This is a genomic window from Coralliovum pocilloporae (assembly GCF_030845175.1).
GTDB classification, from domain to species: Bacteria; Pseudomonadota; Alphaproteobacteria; order Rhizobiales; family Cohaesibacteraceae; genus Coralliovum; species Coralliovum pocilloporae.
Window position 1 is genome coordinate 3,348,913 of sequence record NZ_CP132542.1, and the last position, 19,537, is coordinate 3,368,449.

The window sequence follows — 19,537 nt, forward strand, 5'->3', positions numbered from 1 at the left end:
TTCCATGACGATTGCTCTGCCGCAGGACCTGTTTCGGATTTCAAACGGGATCACCTTCTCAAGCGTTCCCGATGGGGCCGAAGCGCGCATGCTCGCCCAGCTGGCTCTGCATGGCCGGGGCGCGTGCTTTGTTGCGCGCGACAGCCAGCGAACCGCACAGATAGCTCAGGCCCTCAGATTCTACGCACCAGAGCTGACTGTTCTGGATTTCCCTGCCTGGGATTGTCTGCCCTATGACCGTGTGTCACCCAACGCCGACATCATGGCACGGCGCATGACCACGCTCAGCCGTCTGTCGGAGAATGAAAACCTGCCGGACAATCTGATTATTCTCACAACGGCCAATGCAATCATCCAGAAAGTTCCGGGGCAGAGCGCAATCAGGCAACGGGCCTGGTCAGCGGCAGCCGGAAATGTCATCGAGATGGATGATGTGGTCCGCTGGCTGGAGGATAATGGCTTCACCAGAACTCCAACCGTGAGGGAAAGTGGAGAATACGCGGTCCGTGGTGGCATTCTTGATCTCTTCGCGCCGGGGAAACCAGAGCCGATCAGGCTGGATTTCTTCGGTGATACACTTGAATCGATCCGCACCTTTGACGCGGAAACCCAGCGGACAATCGGCCAAGTTCCAAGCGTAGACCTGATTGCTGCCGGTGAAGCCATCCTTGATGAAGACTCAATCAAACGGTTCAGGCGCGCTTATGTGAAGGCCTTTGGCGCAGCCCAGAAGGATGATGCACTCTACCAGGCCATTTCAGAAGGCCGCCGCTATGCGGGTATGGAGCACTGGCTCGGTTTCCTTAGCGATGATCTGGTTCCATTCTCAACCTTCCTTGGGGAAAGACCAATCATCCTTGATCACCTGGGAGAAGACGCCGTTGCTGAGCGGCTGGATCAGATCAAGGACCATTATGAAGCCCGGCTCGATTCTCTGGAGCGGGATCAGACCGGCCTTGTCCCTTACAAGCCGGCGCCGCCAGAGAGCCTCTTTCTGCGCGAGGAAGACTGGAAAGCGCTTCTGGCGGACCATCCCAATGTTACCCTCTCTCGATTGGCCGTACCGGAGACTAACGATCGCCCGGTTCATGATTTCGCCGGACGGCAAGGCCGATCCTTTGCAGCGGAGCGAACCGCCGGTGACGTCAACGTCTTTGACGCACTGATTGAGCACCTCTCAACGCTGAGGAAAACCGGCTCCCGTGTGATTATCGCCTGTTGGTCTGAGGGAACCCGAGAGCGTATGGCTCAGGTTCTGGCAGACCATGGCCTTGAGCGCCTGAAGCCGATTGATAGCTGGGAAGGTCTGGACAGCCTTGAGAAGGGCATGACAGCTCTTGCAGTTCTGCAGGTGGAAAGCGGATTTCTGTTTGACGGAACAGCAGTTATTGCGGAGCAGGATATTCTCGGTGACCGGCTGGTTCGACAACGTAAAAAACGCAAAAAGGCCTCTGAATTCCTCACCGAAGCCACATCGCTCTCGGAAGGAGACCTGATCGTCCATGTGGAACACGGTGTCGGACGCTTTGTCGGCCTGAAAACCATTGAAGCTGCAGGCGCACCCCATGACTGTCTTGAACTGGTCTATCATGGCGGCGACAAACTGTTTCTGCCGGTTGAAAACATCGAACTGCTGTCCCGCTATGGCTCGGAAGATACAGAAGCCCAGCTCGATAAGCTTGGCGGTGTTGCCTGGCAGGCCAAGAAAGCAAAACTCAAGCAGCGCATCCGCGAGATTGCCGATAACCTGATCAAGGTAGCTGCAGCCCGTGCCCTGAAAACCGCTCCCAAGATCCTTGCACCGGAAGGTGTCTATGACGAATTCGCGGCGCGGTTCCCGTTCGAAGAAACCGACGATCAGCTCAATGCTATCGATTCCATCTTTGAGGATCTGTCCTCCGGTCGGCCGATGGACCGCCTGATTTGTGGTGATGTGGGTTTTGGAAAGACCGAGGTTGCTCTCAGAGCTGCATTCCTCGCTGCCATGAGCGGCAGGCAGGTTGCCGTTGTAGTGCCAACCACTCTGCTGGCCCGCCAGCACTATCGCACATTTGCAGAACGGTTCAGCGGCCTGCCCATCAATGTGGCCCAGGCCTCACGGCTGGTGGGTTCCTCGGAGCTCTCCAAGACCAAGAAAGGCGTAGCAGACGGCACGGTAGATATTGTCATCGGCACCCATGCACTTCTTGGCAAATCCATCTCGTTCCGCGATCTCGGGCTTCTGATCATTGATGAAGAGCAGCATTTCGGCGTCAAGCACAAGGAACGTCTGAAAGAGCTGAAGTCCGATGTGCATGTACTGACCCTGTCAGCGACGCCAATCCCCCGGACGCTGCAGCTGGCCCTGACCGGGGTGCGTGAGCTGTCACTCATCGCAACGCCCCCTGTGGATCGCCTGGCCGTACGAACCTTCTTCTCGCCTTTTGACCCTCTGATCGTTCGCGAAGCCCTGCTGCGTGAGCGTTATCGTGGGGGGCAGTCTTTCTATGTCTGCCCCAGGGTTTCCGATCTGGCAGAGACCAGAGCTTTTCTTGAAGAGCACGTGCCTGAAGTGAAAGTGGCTGTAGCCCATGGCCAGATGCCGGCAGGGGAGCTCGATGACATCATGAATGCCTTCTATGAGGGCAAATACGATGTCTTGCTGTCCACGACCATTGTGGAGTCCGGGATTGATATCCCGACAGCCAACACGCTGATTGTCCACCGCGCCGACATGTTTGGTCTCGCACAGCTCTATCAGCTGCGCGGGCGTGTGGGACGATCAAAGGTCCGGGCCTATTCCCTGTTCACCGTTCCGGCCCGCAAGAAGCTGACCGTGACCGCAGAGCGTCGCCTGAAAGTTCTCCAGTCACTTGATACGCTTGGCGCCGGGTTCCAGCTCGCAAGTCATGATATGGATATTCGCGGGGCGGGGAACCTGCTTGGTGAGGAGCAGTCCGGCCATATCAAGGAAGTCGGTTATGAGCTGTACCAGCAGATGCTGGAAGAAGCCGTAGCCAGCCTGAAGGCCGGTGACGGGTTTGAACTTGAAGAGCAGTGGTCGCCGCAGATCACTGTCGGCACACCGGTAATGATCCCGGAAGTCTATGTGCCGGATCTCCAGCTGCGCCTTGGCCTCTACAAACGCCTGTCTGACCTGACGGAGCCAGGCGACATTGATGCCTTCGGAGCCGAGCTGATCGATCGTTTTGGACCTTTGCCGGAAGAAGTCGACCATCTGTTGAAAATCGTATTCGTCAAAGGTCTTTGCCGCAAAGCCAATGTGGAGAAGATCGATGCCGGTCCAAAGGGTATCGTCGTCACCTTCCGGAACGGCGAATACGCCAACCCGGTTGGTCTTGTGCGCTTTATTACAGAGCAGGGGACCCTGGCCAAAATCCGTCCGGATCAGAAATTGGTTCTCATGCGCGACTGGCCAACGCCAGAGAAACGACTGAAGGGAACAGCCGTTATCCTCTCTCGCCTCGCAAAGATGGCAGAAGAATCCGACGCTGCCGCGTAAGAACCAGGCTCTTACTACTGTTCGGATGCAGCCTTGCGGATCATTTCCGCAAGAGCCTGCGGGTCTTGCGCACCCATAAGGCCGAATTTCTGATCCGCAATAAAGCAGGGCACACCGGTCACGCCTATCTGTTGTGCATGACTGACCTGGGCTTTCACCGCTTCAAGGTCCTTGTCACTTTCGAGCAGATCACGAACCAGGACACCATCCATGCCCACATGCTCTGCTGCAGCGACCAGCACATCATGCTGGGTGAGGTCTGCGCCCTGTTCAAAGAAGAGCTGAAACAGATGTTCGACCAGTGCATTTTGCTTGCCGGTGGACTGTGCCCAATGGATCAGGCGATGGCAGTCGAGCGTATTGGGAGATTTCTCGATTTTATCGAAGGCAAAGTCGATCCCTTCGTACTGTCCGGCTTCCTCAATACGTGCGTAAACCTCACGAGCCCGGGCCTTACCGCCAAACTTGTTGCTCAGATAAGTCTGCCGGTCCATGCCTTCTGAAGGAATTGTCTGGTCAAGCTGATAAGGACGCCACTGGACGTCAACCTGAATATCGTCAATCTGATCAAGCGCCTTTTCCAGACGTCGCATACCCACATAACACCAGGGGCACATCACATCAGAGACAACATCCAGCGAAACTGTTTTCATCATTCTTCTCCCAGCCTGTTGGCTCGACATATAGTAAGCTCATTTCAAGGATACAAATCGCGTTCCTGTTATTTCTGCCGAAGATCAGCCTTTTTTAAGGAAATTACCTCATAATTATTCTTGAAATCTTGGAGAGAACTACTGGGTAAGCAGAGATCTGTTCAACAGATTCGAGATTGTGTTGGGGGAACAAATGCAGTCCGTCGATTCCGGAAGCATTTCAGGGAAAACACCTGAACTGAAAGATGGCGAATCCGCATCCTTTCAGGAACGAAGACTGGGACGAGCTGTCGAGGCTCTTACTGCCATCTCTGCTCCCAGCAAATCCAGCGCTGATTTCTTCGCAACATGTGTTCAACAGCTGGCCAAGGCCTATGGAACACGTTTTGCCTTTATCGGGTTGTTTGATGAAAACGCCCAAAAGACACAGGTTACGACCATAGCGGGTTTTGCCAATGGCGAGCTTATCCCGTCTGTGACCTATCCGCTTTATGGCTCTCCCTGTCAGGATGTTCTCTGCGTCAAGAAAGTTTTTATCCCCGATGGTCTGATGGAACGCTATCCTGAAGATGAACTTCTGATCGAGATGAAACTTGAGAGCTATTTTGGCTCTGCCCTGACGGATCCTTCTGGTGAGCCGATCGGACTGGTGATTATTACAGATACGGAGCCGATGTCGCCGGACAGCTGGAATGATCCGCTGCTCGATCTTTTTGCAGACCGGATCTCATACGAACTGGAGCGCGCGCAGGCAGAAGAAGAACTGCGCCTGGCCGCCAGTGTTTTTCAGGGCAGCCATGATGGTGTGCTGATCATGGAGCCTGACTGGACGATCCGGAAGGTCAATCAGGCTTTCGAGGACATGACGGGCTGGACCGAACGTGAAGTGCTCGGTGAACATGCTCTCTTGCTTCGATCGGAACGTCACGATGACAAGTTCTTTCGCGACAAGACCATACAGCTTCTGAAAACCGGATTCTGGCGGGAGGATGTCTGGATTACCCAGAAGAACCGGAAAATCTTGCCCGTACGCTGCTCTGTCACAGCAGTGAAGGACCCGGTCAAGGATCAGATTGTTCATTACGTCATGATGATCACTGACATTTCGGAAAAGAAATATGCCGAACAGCGTATCCAACGCCTGGCTTATTTTGACACGATTACCGAGTTGCCCAACCGAACCCATTTCATCGAGAGACTGAACCGGACCCTTGGCAAGAGCAGAAACACAGAGCGTCCTCTGTCTGTCATGCTGCTTGATCTTGACGGGTTCAAAGCTGTCAATGACCGTCTGGGGCATAGCGGCGGTGACAAGCTTCTTTCAGCTGTTGGCGATCGCCTGCTCAGTCTGTCTTCCGAAGACTGCTTCTGCGCGCGCCTTGGTGGAGATGAATTTGCTGTACTTTTCCAGTCACCAGACCAGAATCGCGATTCTGTGGACCAAATGGCCGCAAGCATCGTTCAGCTGCTCTCTGAGCCCTATATCCTTGATGGAGAAACTGAAACTGTATCCGCCAGCATCGGCATCGCCTGCTATCCAAAGCATGGCAAGGATGCCCAGAGTCTGATGCGCAATGCCGATCTCGCGACCTATCATGCCAAGGCACAGGGGCGAAATCGTTTTGAGCACTACCATGACGAACTCTGTGAGAAGGCTGAAAAGGCTGCCGCATTGCAGGCCCTGCTGCGCTGTGCCATTTCAAAAGACCAGTTCCGTATGGCCTATCAGACCAGACATTGCGTCGGGACTGGAAAACTGATCGGCTCTGAAGCACTTCTGCGTTGGCAGCTGGATGATGGCGCTCATATCAGCCCGGCACAGTTCATTCCGATTGCCGAGGAAACCGGCCTGATTGAGCCAATCGGCGATTGGGTTTTAACAACGGTTTTCCATCAGCTGTCTGAATGGAACAGGGTGGGGGTCTCCTCTGGCATGACCTCTATCAACGTGTCAGGGCGCCAGCTCCTCAGCCCCGAGTTTTCATCCAAACTTGCCAGTCTCGTCAAAGAAACGGGTGTTGCCCCTGGACAGGTCGAGCTTGAGATTACCGAAACCTGGCTTATGGAAGACCCCAATCGGTCCGTAGACCTTTTGCGCAGCCTCAAGGCGATGGGTTTCAAACTGGCCATTGATGATTTCGGTGTTGCCTATTCGTCCATGAACTATCTGAAGCACTTCCCGATTGATACGATCAAGATTGACCGGAGCTTTACGCGGGACATCAACACCGAAGAGAACAGTCTCGCAATCATATCGGCCATCGTTGCCATGGGGCGTAGTCTTGGGCTCAACGTGCTGGCTGAAGGCGTGGAAACAGAAGCCCAGCTTAAGACGCTCCACTCAACCGGATGCGATGAATGCCAGGGCTACTATTTCTCCAGGCCCATGGCGGAAGAAGAATTCACAGCGCTTCTGAACAATGGTCATGCAGTTATGCCGAAGCGCAGCCTGCTCGGCTCATAAGTGTCTCAGGCGTATCCCCGGGGACGGCAATCGCATAGCCTTCCTCAATGTGATATTCCGCGCCACCATCATTACGTTGCAAGGAATCCAGGCTGGCCTGCAGGATTGAATAGAGCCGCGTGGAAACCTGCTCCAGATTCGAGACTTCACGTTTTCTGATCGCCACCAGAACTTCCTGATTTTCAAGGCGTGTATGACAGAAATCTACTGTCCGGGTCAGCAAGGGCACCATTCCCAGACACTGGTTCAGAACTGCCCTGTCCCAGCCATCAGGGTCAACATCATTCATATCCGGCGCGACGGCAAACCTAAGCAGGCAGATATTTTCTTCAACCTGGAGGCATCGGGACAGGTATGCTTCAAAGAAAGTGTCACACTCGTCTGGCAGATCTGATGTTTTGAGGCTTTCCAGAAGAGCGCGTTCAATCCGGTAACGGTGGGACAAAATAGAAATAACCGCAACAAGTTCTGATGCCGGAAGCGTACTCGGAAACACATCAATCCCCGCATCAGGCGTTATGTCATCAGCATCTGACAGAATAATAACGGGGCGGGTTACATGACGCATATCGCGCTTCAGAGTTCCAACCAGCTCGACGGCATCAAGGCCTGCCGTTTCCGATAAGAGAAGACAATCAAATGACTGACGTGCCGCAAGGTCTGAAACCTGGTCCGGCGTCATGGCCGTGATCACATCGGGACTGTCATCTTGCTCCAGAATGTCTTTCGGGTAGGGTCCCAATGCCAGAACAGACGTCTTGTCACGCTGAGCTGCAGCCGTTGGATCTAAAGCCTGCTGCTGCCCATCAACAATCGCCTGTCGGAAGAGCATCTCGTCAAGAAGCTCCAGATGACGGCGGCACTGCCGGACAAACCAATTCAGCCGGGACGGTGACAATCCGCTCGGCAACCAGAACCAGTTGTCATTTTTGTCCCGGTCAAGATCGCGTATCCGTCGCGTCAGGATAATGCCGACAAACGGATTCCGATCCATTGCCGGAGCAACCGATGTGAGATCACCGACAAGATCATCGGTCAGTGCTGTAGCATCAACAACAACCAGATCGGATGAAGCGATGTCACGAAGGCACCCATCCTGACGAGCGTCTTCAGCACTGTAACGCCTGACATCATCGCTGTCGGCACCGAGTGTGGCAGCAACTTCATCACTGACACCAATACAAATGGTTTTTCCAGCCACCGGCATCACATCCTTCAGGCGCTGAACTGTCGGGTAAGGGCAGGGCGGACCACCGTCCCGTCTTCGGTTCGCGGAATTTTCCTGATGGCCCGAATAGAAGCAGGGGAGAGATGCGCGTCCAGTTCAATCTGGTTGATGTGATCTCGCAGTTCCTGCTCATCAAATTCACAGCCGGGTTTCAGAACCACGGCAAGATGCAGGCGATCACCCAGAATAGGATCCGGCTGGCTGAAGAGAGCAGCATCCTTGAGACTGAAATGATCTGCAATGGCTGCTTCAGACGCTGAAGCATGAACCGGGACACGTCCCATAACAAATTCACCGGACAGAACACCCGTGGGATGAACACCGGCATCTTCCACGCTGACGAGATTGCAGCCAATGCCGGTGCGGATGTATCCATCCTCATTCACATGGCTTTCATCAAGTCCACCCTGTCGGTTGAAGGCGCCCTTTGGTATAGCCGGACCACGACAGCAGAATTCTGCATCCCCCCGACCAAGCGCAACAGTGTCAGACCCCGGCGCCAGAGGAACGAGAGCCGTTTGCAGAAGGGGGACCATCCCGGATGACCTGCTGCCTGTCACATCGCCAACCGGAAGAGGCGCGGGATTGTCCGGCTGGTCCTCAGCGCGCGAAGAGACAATCATCGTCCACTCACCCAGCACAGTGACATCGGAGACCCTGTATCCCTTTGGCAGAGGTTCCGGCTGATCATGACGTCCGGGCCAGATAAGAGACAAGCCGAGATCCTCCCCGTCGTCACGCTCTTCGAGAAGCCCACCCAACGAGGCTGGCATGACCACATGAGAGGCTTCCGTTTCCCGCATCCGGCCAACAAACTGCCCGCCACTGGTAAAATGTCCCAGCTCCAGAACACCGGCAGACAGCAACCAGGGAAGAATAACCGGCCCCAGGCCGCCCATCAGACCGGGGTGCATAATGCTGAAAATTCTAGCCTTCTGCTCAATCCGCGCTTCCAGAAGGTGCTGGACACCTGTCGAGATCCACTGATTATGGCTACGAGGAATCAGAATGAGAGACCCGTCTGACGCATACTGAGGAGACAGGGTAGCCACGTGATCCGCTGGAAGATCCTTCCGCTCTATCGGCGCTTCCATCCCGGCCAGGTCACCATCCCGGGCAATATCATCCAGAGGCACCAGACCATCCGGCAGGTCTTTGCCAAAGCCAAACACAAAGCGCACATTGAACATCTCCGCAGCCGCATCGCGTGCTCGAAGGGCAGGGGTATCATCTTCAATCCGGGTACAGGTTATAATCGCCTTGGCGCTGGCCTCATCAATCAGGGTTTTAAGAGACCGGCCACGCAAGCTGAGAGAGACCGGAACCGCAATAAGTCCGGCCCGGAAGCAGGCAAACAGCGCACAGTAGAAATCAACTGTATTGGGTAGCTGGATGACAACCCGATCATCTGCTTTCAGTCCGAGGGAAGACATGAAAACAGACAGCGCCTGGACGCGGCGTTCAAGCTGGCGATAGCTTATCACTTCAGGCGGCATGCCATTCCAGTGTTCCCTGTCGGGGGAATCTCTCAGCGCCACCTCATCCGGGTTTGTTGCAGCATTCTTCCGCAGGATGATATCCAGTGGAACGCGCCCCCAAAGTCCGGCTGCAATATTTGCCTCTGATTCAGCCTTGTCATTCAGGATCATGATGTTCGCCCCTCACTCGTGACCCGCAATCTTTTCTTCACTTTGCCCACCATGTCATCGGTTGATAGCCATAGGCCGACGTCTGTTTAGGTCGTCCGATCCGGGCGGAACGGGCGACCCACTGTTCCCCTGCATGGAACAGCGGCACAACATAATATCCGGAGATCAGCACCCGATCGAGAGCACGTACAGCCGCTATAAACTCTTCCTCGCTTACAGCATTGAGCAAGGCATCGATCATCGCGTCAGCCGCAGGGTTTCGGACACCAGCCATGTTGAAAGAGCCCTGCAGGTCCGCGCTGTCGCTCCGCCAGCGGAAATTCTGCTCATTGCCGGGAGACAGAGATGCCGCATAGACAAACTGGATCATGTCAAAGTCAAAACTCTGACGCCGACGCTGATATTGCGCCGAATCCACGGTCCGGATCGTCATTTCGATTCCAAGCCGTTTCAGAACCTGCGCATAGGTGAGGGCCAGCTTTTCCTGCTCTGTCGACACAGCCATAAACTCGAAAGCCAGCGGTTCACCACTCACCTTGTGAACAAGCCGATTGGCCTTGCGGACATAACCGGCACTTTGAAGCAGAGACAGAGCAGTCCGCATATTCCGCCGGTCGCGACCACTGCCATCTGTCCGCGCCACCCGGTATGTGCCATCCATCACTTCGGGTGTGACCGCGTCGGGGAAATCCTTCAACAGAGCTTTCTCACCAGGATCAGCCGCCCGTTCCAAAGCGGACAACACAGAGCCATGGAAGTAACTTTCCGAGCGGGTGTAAAGGCCAAAATAGAGATTCTTGTTGATCCACTCAAAATCAAACAACAGAGCCAGGGCCTGTCTGACTTTTATGTCCTGAAAAACCGGTCTCCGTGTATTGAACACGAAACTGGCCATCGGCTTTGGCGTCCTGCTGGTAAAGCGATCCAGAACAACCCGGCCATCCTTGACAGCAGGAAAGCCATATCCATCAGACCAGCGTCCAGGGTCGCTTTCCGCATTCAGATCAAACAGGCCTTTCTTGAAGGCTTCAAACCGTGCCGAGCCGTCCCGATAATAATCGACAACAATCTCGTCGAAATTCGAAAACCCGCGCCGCACGGGCAGGTCTTTGCCCCAATAATCTGGGTCACGTTTCAGGATAATCCGTTTCCCCGGGTCAACACTGTCAACCTTATAAGGGCCGCTACCGGGAACGGCATCAAACGAGGTCTGGTCAAAGTTCTCCACGTCAATGGCATGTTTCGGCAGGACCGGCATCAATCCGATCAGCAGCGCCAGCTCCCGATCCGCCTTGCTGAAACGAAACAGAACCGTGTGCGTATCCTCCACTTCAACGCGCTCAACATTGCTGTAATAGATCCGGTAGTTCCCACGCCCTTTGGTTTTCAGGAGCTCAACCGTAAAAGCAACATCATCAGCAGTAATTGGCGTCCCGTCGGCAAAGCGGGCCTCGGGGCGCAAGCGGAACCGGATCCAGCGTCTGTCAGCAGCAGTTTCCACGCTTTCTGCCACAAGCCCGTAGAGTGCAAAGGCTTCATCACGATTACGCGCCAGAAGGCTGTCATAGACATTACGCCCGTACAAACCATCCCACAGCCCGCGAGGGGCCACACCTTTCGTAATGAACGGATTGAGGCTGTCGAACGTGCCAGTCATGGCATAAACAATGCGTCCGCCCTTTGGCGCATCAGGATTCGCATAAGGAAAGTGGGTAAAATCGGCGGGGAGCTTTGGCTCGCCATGCATGGCAATACCATGTGCGGGACCGTATGTTTCCTCGGAAATTGCTGTTCCCGCGGAAGCAACCATAAAGGCTGAAATAACAAGCAGTCTTAAAAACAGCATATGACCCAACCGGTTAGCGTACTGTCCAGAGAGAATCCGAGTGACCTTGAAGCGAGCTTATCAGATTCGCACGATCCGCATGTATTCCTCTGTAATCATGGGCAAAATCAGGCTCACAGGCTTTTCAACAAGATTAGCTATGGAAATTGTCAGGAATACGCGATATTGAGGCCGGGTTCGCATGCTCTGAAAATCGCGCCACCCTGTTGCCGCAATTGACGTGCATCGAGCCCTGAAGTGATACAGGCAAACACTATGGTATGCCCGTATCAGACTTACTTCCGTCGGAATTCAAGGAACAGTGTTTCTATGACAAATATCACAACGACCGTTTCCCGGCTCACCGCAATCTTCTCCGCGACGCTTATGGCTGGCGCGTTTGCCGCCGGAACGGCTGCTGCTCAGGAAGCTGGTGCTCCGGGCTGGACCAAAATCTGTAACGTTGATCAGAACAGCAAGAAAGAGATCTGCCTGACAACGCGAGAACTGCGTGCCCAGACAGGCCAGTTTCTTGCCTCTGTCGCGATCCGCGAGTTCAAAGGTGAAGCACGCAAGAGCCTGATCATTTCCGTTCCTCCTGGAATGTTGCTTGTACCAGGCCTGCGTTACCAGGTTGATGCCAACAAACAGGGCTCAGCCAATTATGGCATCTGCTTCCCGAACGCTTGTTATGCTGAAAAGGTCATTGATGACAGCTTCATTACCCAGCTCAAGAAGGGCAACAAGCTGGTCATCACCGCCCTGAACCAGCGCGCCAAGGGTCAGAATTTCGAGCTGTCTCTCTCCGGTTTCACTAAGACCATTGAAGGTGACCCGGTCGATCCGAAAGTTCTGCAGGAACGCCAGAAGAAACTGCAGGAAGAACTGCAGCGCCGCGCTGAAGAGCAGCGCCAGAAACTTCTGCAGCAGCAAAACGCACAGTAAGACTAGCGTCAATTACGAGAAAGCCCGCCAATCCGGCGGGCTTTTTTTCGTAAGAGGACAAGCATGCAGTGTTTGGTTTTATCTTTTAGACCCACGCCGTTACAAACACAAAAACACTGCAGGAATCAGCCGAAAATATCTATGATATCGCTTTGGGGGAAGCAAATGACGACACAGCAGGACGAAAACCGCTTCGAGAGCCGTTTTATCAGAGAGCAAGATCCGAAATCAGATCATTTCCTGTTTGATCTACCGCCAGACTGGTGGAGTCGTCCACACGAATATCACTGGGCTTTCCAGTTTGCCGAGGCTGGCCAGACCGTGTTGGATGCAGCCTGTGGCCTGGAACATCCACTTAAGTTCAAACTTCATGACCAGGGCTGCAATACACACGCCTGCGATTATGACCCGCGCCTGCAGGACCAGGACCTGATCGCCGGATATCTCGAGAAACTTGGTGGCAAACCAGTCTCCAGACACTATTTCTCGGAAATCGCGTTTCAGAATTGCGTTATCGAACAAACGCCATATGCGGATAATCAGTTTGATCGTGTTTTCTGTATCTCAACGCTGGAACACGTGAAAGATGCTTTTAAAAGACGCCCGGTTCTCTGGCCCTTCCGACCACTTCTCAAACCATTTTTCAGATATAATGTCGAAAACGGGCTGAAGGAGTTTGCACGGATCACCAAACCCGGCGGCCTTGTTGTGCTCACAATGGACGTTCCACGCGTCAATGTGAACTATCTCGATCTGATCATGAAGAACAGCGGACTGGAATTTGCCGGGCCAGTCAACAGGCAGTTGCCTGCCGACGCCATCCGCAGCCCTGATGGCAAACTCACCTGTTTCCGCTGTGTGCTGGTGAAGAAATAGAATCGGGGTAACGACAAAGCCCGCCAATACGGCGGGCTTTTTTGCGTTAAGAGGACAAGTTCTAATTCAGAGTATGCGCGTAAGAGATGAAGTCACCGTCTTCATCTTCAGCGAAATACTCAGGAAGCTGCGGGTGCCTCAAGGGCTCGCCGGTTTCATCTTCCATCAGATTCTGTTCGCTGACATAGGCGATATATTCCGTTTCCTCATTCTCAGCGAGAAGATGATAAAACGGCTGTTCTTTCGACGGACGGATATCTTCGGGGATCGCCTCATACCATTCATCGGTATTGGCAAATTCGGGATCCACATCGAAGATAACACCGCGAAAGCCGAAATGACGGTGCTGAACCACCTGGCCAATCCGGAATTTCGCGATGCGTGATTTCTCTATCATTGTCTGTCTTTCAGGATAAAACGAGGATCCTTACAGGCCATGACCGGCCGCATCTGTCAAGCATCCTGACGTATTTTTCCTGCTACTGAATCACAAACCATATTGCTCTGCAAGATCAGGGTCTTTGCTGGCGACAATCCGGGCCAGATCGACGATCACCTTGGCCTGTTTCCAGGTTGCGTCATCCTGCATCTTCCCATCAATCATCACCGCACCTGTTCCATCAGGCATGGCATCAAGGATCTTCTTTGAGAACAGCACTTCTTCCGGCTCCGGGCTGAACACCCGCTTGGCAATATCGATCTGGGATGGATGCAAGGACCAGGCCCCCAGACAGCCCTGCAGGAAAGCATTTCTGAACTGCGCTTCACAGGCATCCGGATCAGAGAAATCACCAAACGGACCGTAGAATGCCTTGATACCGGCCGCCATGCAGGCATCAACCATCTTGCCCACTGTATAGTGCCAGAGGTCCTGCTGGTATCCGGTCCGTGCGGCCTCACCATCAGCATCTGCGAGCACAGAATAGTGGGGGTGGCCACCGCCAACACGGGTTGTTTTCATGCCCCGCGATGCTGCAAGGTCGGCAGGTCCCAGGCTCATGCCGTGCATACGCGGACTTGCATTGGCAATAGCCTCAACATTCTTGACACCTTCAGCCGTTTCCAGAATGGCGTGGATCAGGATGGGCTTGGTCACCTGATGTGCCGCCTCAAGCTGTGCGAGAAGCTGATCCAGATAGTGAATATCCCACGGGCCTTCCACTTTCGGCAGCATAATGACATCGAGTTTGTTGCCGATCCTGCCGACAATCTCGGTAATATCATCCAGCACCCAGGGGCTGTTCAGGCAGTTGATCCGGGTCCACAGGCCGGTGGAGCCAAAATCATTGTCTTCTGCCATCTGAATGAAGCCTTCGCGGGCAGCAAGCTTCTGATCCGCTGGAATGGCGTCTTCAAGATTACCCAGAATCACATCCACCTTGCTGATGAGATCAGGAACCTTTGCCCGCACCTTTTCGATATGCGGCGGAACGAAATGGATCATGCGCTCCAGGCGAACGGGAAGCTCCCGATAGGGCTGGGGGGCTCCAATGGCCAGAGGGGCATAATAGGACCGCGGTTGACGCATCATTGAACTGAACTCCGGTAAGGCACAAGACTGGCCCACCGTGATCGGTTCAGTGCAGCGCCGCAATGGGTCGTTTGGAGAATATGCGGCCTGGCACTTGGTCTCCTCCGGGAAACCGGCTTTACTCCCGGGATGTACGGACTGATTCTGCAGGAATTTATCACCCATGCTTGAGGTTCTCGGACTGGCCCTGCCGTTTTTCGGTCTGATCTTCTTGGGATTCGGGGCAGGCAAGATCGTCAAACTGCCCCTGGAAGGCTTGGCCTGGATGAACGTCTTCATCGTCTACGTGGCCTTGCCTGCACTGTTTTTCCGTCTTGTCTCACAAACCCCGTTTGATCAGCTGACAAACTGGGCCTATTTCGGCACCACAACATTTGCGACCTATATCGCCTTTAGCCTGTCTTTCTGTGTTGCCCTGCTCATGACACGCGGTCATATCGGAGAATCGACGGTACAGGGTTTTGTCGGTGCCTATGCCAATGTGGGTTATATGGGCCCCGGTCTGACACTTGCCGCACTTGGCCCTGCAGCAGCGGTTCCCACGGCCCTGATCATCTGTTTTGACAACATTCTGCATTTCACAATGGCACCGCTGCTGATGTCGGTTACGGGAGAAAGCAGGCAGAGTATTGCCGCAACCTTGCTGTTGACAGCTCGCCGGGTCTTGCTTCACCCTTTCATATTGGCAACGATTGCAGGCGGCCTGGCGGCCTATTTCCGTCCGGATCTGCCAGATGCTCTCGACACGCTCATTACACTGCTGAGCAATGCAGCAGCTCCGGCCGCCCTGTTTGCGCTCGGCGTGACCGTCGCTCTTCGTCCTCTGAAACGTGTTCCGGTGGAGCTGCCCATCCATCTGGTGATGAAACTCATTCTTCATCCGCTGATTGTCTATGGTCTATTGCTTTATATTGGCGATATTGAACCGGTCTGGATCTATACGGCAGTTCTCATGGCCTGCCTGCCACCAGCCGCCAACGTTTTTGTAATCGCACAGCAATATGGCTTCTATATAGAGCGGGCATCCAGCGCCATTCTGATCGGAACCGTACTGTCCGTTTTCACGGTCACCGGGTTTCTCTATCTCATCCGTGCCAATATCCTGCCGGTATAAGAAGACAAAGCAGGCCGGGGAGGGCCTTATATGACGTCGCAACCGCTATCCGGTTTGAAGGTTCTCGATTTCAGCACCCTTTTGCCTGGCCCCCTGGCAGGCCTGTTCCTTGCGGAAGCCGGGGCCGACGTGATCAAGATCGAAAAGCCGGGCGGTGAAGATATGCGCTTCTATCCTCCGCTGCACAATGGTCGATCCATTGCCTATGAGTTGCTCAATCGTGGCAAGACCATTCAGGAAATTGACCTGAAAACCGATGAAGGACGAACAGCCGCGCTGACCCTTGTCAGAGAGGCCGATATTCTGGTCGAGCAGTTCCGCCCCGGCGTCATGAAACGTCTGGGACTGGACTATGACAGCCTGAAAGCCATCAATCCAAGGCTCATCTACTGTTCGATTACAGGCTTTGGCCAGAACGGCCCACGACGGGACGAGGCGGGCCATGACCTGACCTATCTGGCCCGGACGGGCCTGCTGGCCCTCGCCAGAGGCAATTCAGACAGCCCGATCGTTCCACCTGCTCTTGTTGCGGATATTGCCGGCGGCTCTCTACCAGCCTTTTCCAACATCCTGCTGGCTCTTCTGCAGCGGGCCAGAACAGGCGAGGGAACCTATCTCGATATCGCTCTGGCTGAAGGTTGCTTTACGTTCCAGGTCTTTGCCCAGGCCATCGTGGCCGCTACCGGTGCAGCACCAGAAAATGCAGAATGGCTTTTGACTGGAGGCTCTCCCCGCTATCAGATCTATCCCACCAGTGATGGCGGGCTGATTGCTGTTGGTGCATTGGAAGAAAAATTCTGGACCAGATTTTGCGACATTATCGGCCTTGGCACTGACCTCAGGTCAGATGGTGCCGATGCCCAACTCGTCAAACAGACGATTAGAGAAATTATCGGCAGTCAGACCACCGCATACTGGACAGAGTGCCTGAATGAAGTCGATTGCTGTGCAGTACCTGTGACACCATTGCATGCCGCGATGGAAGATGATCACTTCAGACAACGCGGCCTGTTCGAACACAGTCTCACGCTGCCTGATGGCCAGGTGATCCCGGCACTGTCTGTCCAGATCGATCCGGCATTCCGTCGAAGATAGTGCGGGTCAGCCAGCAGATTTTCGCTCTGTAAGCCGCTCGACCAGAGACCGCACACCAAGGCCCGGCTCCACACCTTCCCGCATCATGAAGCGGCGCAACGGTCCGACGGAACGGGCCAGTGCAAGACCGGCAGACCGCCCAAATTGCACAGGCAGGAAGTCCGTCAAAAGAGAACGGTTCAGCATATGAACCCCATTCGTCCGGGTTTTCACATCCGACTGTCGCTTGCGATCAAACGCCTCAAGCACATGAGGTGCACCGGCATCACCCGTCGATAAGGACAGAGCCTTGATCAGATCAGCAATATCCCGAATGCCAAGATTAAGCCCCTGAGCGCCGATGGGCGGGAAGACATGTCCGGCTTCGCCAATCAGTGCGATCCGGTTTGTCCCGAACCGCTCTGCCGTCATGCCGGAAAGCGGGTAAGTCTGGACCGGGCTTGCAAGCTTGAACTGGCCCAGCACACTGCGCCCCCGCTGCTCAAGCTCTGCAATCAGGAGCTCCTCAGACAGGTTTGCAAGACGGTCTGCATCTTCCGGTCTGACAACACAGACAAGGCTCGACAGGCCATTATCAAGCGGGACAAGCGTAAAAGGTCCCGTCTCGGTGTGAAACTCCGTCGACATGTCAAAATGCGGCTCGGTATGCTCAAGATTGAGAACCAGTGCACACTGGTCATACGACCATTCCCGAATGCCAATACCAGCCGCATCACGGGCAGGGGAACGCCTGCCGTCAGCCCCGGCAACCAGGTGAGCCTCGACAGTTTTTCCCGAACGCAGCGTCAGACGAACACCATTGGCACCAATATCGAGGCTTTCGGTCCAGTCATCCAACCAGTCAACCGCATCATGATCTTTCAGAAGCCGCCGCAGGGCTTCCACCAGATGACGATTACGAATGTTATAGCCAAATGCCTCAAGGCCGATCTCTGCTGAATCGAAACTCACCGACGGTGCCCGGATCAGCCGTGCCGTGCCATCCAGGATCCGCATAATCCGCAAAGGAGCTGCGTGGGGGGCAATTTCATCCCATGCATCAAAGTCTTTCAGAATGGAGACAGAACCTGCAAGAAGAGCCGTTGTCCGCTCATCCTCCACAGGAGCCTGCGGGGCAATCAGGGCAACACGATAATTGTTTTTCGCAAGCCCCAGCGCAGTGATCAATCCGGCAGGGCCTCCACCAGAAACAGCGACGTCATAGACACCCATCCACTCACTCCAGTCACATGCGGAAACGGCAAACAACCATCCAGATCCTGATTGCTGCTCTATCCGAGATACGAATGAGGATCAAATCATAGATTTGTCGCAGTTTCAGATAATCATGCCATAAATGCAGCTACAGACCTGAGTCTGTAGCTTCAGAAGCAGGGGGAAAAGCAAGCTTGTAAGCACTTGATCAAAGATCTAGAATGTAACAACAGTTTCATTCTGAAGGTCAGATTTTCTGCTTTTTTGTAACAGTTTTGCGAATAAGGATGGCTTAACAGGGCCATTTCCGGTTATCACTATACCTTCGTAGAAGATTCATTCATCGCAGTGCAGCGGTCATTGCAGTCACAAACCGACACCCCGCCTCGCTTTCACGCGAGCAGATATCGTCGACAGATCGGACAGGCCCTTTGAAGAAAATGCAGCTTGCCAAAACCGATATGCAGAAAGCCAGCGCGTTTCTCATTCACATCCTCACGGCAACCGGAGCGCTTTGGGCCCTTCTGGCTATGGTTGCCGCTGCCCGTGGAGAATGGGTGGAAATGTTTGTATGGCTGGGTGTTGCCTTGTTTGTCGACGGGATTGACGGTCCTCTGGCGCGAAAGTTCGAAATCTCAGAACGCCTGCCGCGCTGGTCCGGTGATGCGCTGGACTATGTGATTGACTATGCGACCTATGTCTTCGTGCCGGGTTTTGCCCTGTTCTGGTCAGGCCTCCTGCCTGACAATGTGTCTGCAACAGCAGCCGCCGGAATCATTACGGTTTCAAGTGCCATCTACTTTGCTGACACCGGCATGAAGACTGAAGGCAAGTTCTTCCAGGGTTTCCCTGCTGTCTGGAACGCTGTTGTCTTCCTGTTCTTTGTTTTTGAACCGTCACAGCATGTTGCACTTGGTCTGGTGGCATTTTTCGGGCTGCTGCATTTCCTTCCTGTCTGGTTCATTCATCCGGTTCGAGTAAAGCCGTTAAGACCGCTGACGCTTGCAGTCACCGTAGCCTGGGCTGTTTTCGCCACACTTGCTCTGTTCAAAGGCATGATTGCGGATTCAGAACTGCTCGCACAAGGCATTGCGCGAGATATCGCTGAGATTGACGTTACTGCCAGCTTTGTGAAATTCGGTCTTGCGGCAACAAGCATCTATCTCGCATTGATCGGTCCGTTCCTGCAGGGCGTTCAGATCTACAAGCGACGCGTCCGCAAAAAGAAACCGGATGCCTGACCGCAGCGCGGCATAACTTCATCATATCCAGTAAGACCCTCCTTCAGCAGGTCACGACATTGTGGAGATGCCTGGTACGAGCAAGGGTATTCCACCACTTTATCAGACGTGGATAAATAAGGTTGCCTTGCAGACGAAGCCGGGTTAGGAGAAGCGCCCCCTCAGGGTTCACCTGTCCTGCGCCCTGATTTCCATTCATTCAGTAATGTTCCCATCGATA

Annotated in this window: 14 protein-coding genes; 7 read left to right on the top strand and 7 right to left on the bottom strand. The window is 54.1% G+C overall.

Going from position 1 to position 19,537, the window contains the following annotated elements:
* Positions 1 to 4: 4 nt before the first annotated feature.
* Positions 5 to 3,502: a transcription-repair coupling factor gene (gene mfd, locus RA157_RS15175; RefSeq protein WP_350333967.1), complete on the top strand. Its 3,498-nt coding sequence runs from the start codon at positions 5 to 7 to the stop codon at positions 3,500 to 3,502.
* 14 nt (positions 3,503 to 3,516) lie between these two features.
* On the opposite strand, the gene RA157_RS15180 is transcribed toward mfd, so the two are convergent.
* On the bottom strand, positions 3,517 to 4,158 hold the full coding sequence (locus RA157_RS15180) for a DsbA family oxidoreductase (protein WP_350333968.1): 642 nt from the start codon (positions 4,156 to 4,158) through the stop codon (positions 3,517 to 3,519).
* A gap of 190 nt (positions 4,159 to 4,348) precedes the next feature.
* Here RA157_RS15180 and RA157_RS15185 point away from each other — a divergent pair, with 190 nt between their 5' ends.
* On the top strand, positions 4,349 to 6,619 hold the full coding sequence (locus RA157_RS15185) for a bifunctional diguanylate cyclase/phosphodiesterase (RefSeq protein ID WP_350333969.1): 2,271 nt from the start codon (positions 4,349 to 4,351) through the stop codon (positions 6,617 to 6,619).
* Here RA157_RS15185 and RA157_RS15190 read toward each other — a convergent pair.
* The 3 genes from RA157_RS15190 to RA157_RS15200 are packed head-to-tail and all read right to left on the bottom strand — an operon-like array spanning position 6,588 to position 11,342.
* Entirely contained in the window at positions 6,588 to 7,820 is a 1,233-nt protein-coding gene (locus RA157_RS15190; protein WP_350333970.1) for a hypothetical protein, read from the bottom strand. The genes RA157_RS15185 and RA157_RS15190 overlap by 32 nt on opposite strands.
* 14 nt (positions 7,821 to 7,834) lie before the next feature.
* On the bottom strand, positions 7,835 to 9,496 hold the full coding sequence (locus RA157_RS15195; RefSeq protein WP_350333971.1) for an AMP-binding protein: 1,662 nt from the start codon (positions 9,494 to 9,496) through the stop codon (positions 7,835 to 7,837).
* A gap of 37 nt (positions 9,497 to 9,533) precedes the next feature.
* On the bottom strand, positions 9,534 to 11,342 hold the full coding sequence (locus RA157_RS15200) for an extracellular solute-binding protein (protein WP_350333972.1): 1,809 nt from the start codon (positions 11,340 to 11,342) through the stop codon (positions 9,534 to 9,536).
* Positions 11,343 to 11,651: 309 nt separating this feature from the next.
* Between RA157_RS15200 and RA157_RS15205 the strand changes: the two genes are divergently transcribed.
* Both RA157_RS15205 and RA157_RS15210 read left to right on the top strand, forming a co-directional pair.
* Complete coding sequence (locus tag RA157_RS15205) at positions 11,652 to 12,266, top strand: invasion associated locus B family protein (RefSeq protein ID WP_350333973.1); 615 nt, start codon at positions 11,652 to 11,654, stop codon at positions 12,264 to 12,266.
* Between the two features lie 165 nt (positions 12,267 to 12,431).
* Entirely contained in the window at positions 12,432 to 13,142 is a 711-nt protein-coding gene (locus RA157_RS15210) for a class I SAM-dependent methyltransferase (protein ID WP_350333974.1), read from the top strand.
* 61 nt (positions 13,143 to 13,203) lie between these two features.
* On the opposite strand, the gene hspQ is transcribed toward RA157_RS15210, so the two are convergent.
* Together hspQ and RA157_RS15220 are read right to left on the bottom strand one after the other, a co-directional pair.
* Positions 13,204 to 13,539 carry a heat shock protein HspQ gene (gene hspQ, locus RA157_RS15215; protein WP_350333975.1) on the bottom strand — a complete coding sequence of 112 codons (336 nt, stop codon included), beginning with the start codon at positions 13,537 to 13,539 and terminating at the stop codon, positions 13,204 to 13,206.
* Between the two features lie 90 nt (positions 13,540 to 13,629).
* Positions 13,630 to 14,670, bottom strand: coding sequence for an HpcH/HpaI aldolase/citrate lyase family protein (locus RA157_RS15220; protein WP_350336219.1), 1,041 nt, complete (start codon positions 14,668 to 14,670; stop codon positions 13,630 to 13,632).
* A gap of 166 nt (positions 14,671 to 14,836) precedes the next feature.
* Here RA157_RS15220 and RA157_RS15225 point away from each other — a divergent pair, with 166 nt between their 5' ends.
* A complete protein-coding gene (locus RA157_RS15225) occupies positions 14,837 to 15,787 on the top strand; it encodes an AEC family transporter (RefSeq protein ID WP_350333976.1) in 951 nt (316 codons plus the stop codon).
* A gap of 30 nt (positions 15,788 to 15,817) precedes the next feature.
* The gene (locus tag RA157_RS15230; protein ID WP_350333977.1) at positions 15,818 to 16,882 is read left to right on the top strand and encodes a CaiB/BaiF CoA transferase family protein; all 1,065 of its coding nucleotides are present in this window, start codon (positions 15,818 to 15,820) and stop codon (positions 16,880 to 16,882) included.
* 6 nt (positions 16,883 to 16,888) lie between these two features.
* Here the strand turns inward: RA157_RS15230 and RA157_RS15235 are convergent, their stop codons facing one another.
* Positions 16,889 to 18,094, bottom strand: a complete 1,206-nt coding sequence (locus RA157_RS15235; protein WP_350333978.1) for a UbiH/UbiF family hydroxylase — start codon at positions 18,092 to 18,094, stop codon at positions 16,889 to 16,891.
* A gap of 422 nt (positions 18,095 to 18,516) precedes the next feature.
* Between RA157_RS15235 and RA157_RS15240 the strand changes: the two genes are divergently transcribed.
* Positions 18,517 to 19,317, top strand: coding sequence for a CDP-alcohol phosphatidyltransferase family protein (locus tag RA157_RS15240; RefSeq protein WP_350336220.1), 801 nt, complete (start codon positions 18,517 to 18,519; stop codon positions 19,315 to 19,317).
* Positions 19,318 to 19,537: the final 220 nt, after the last annotated feature.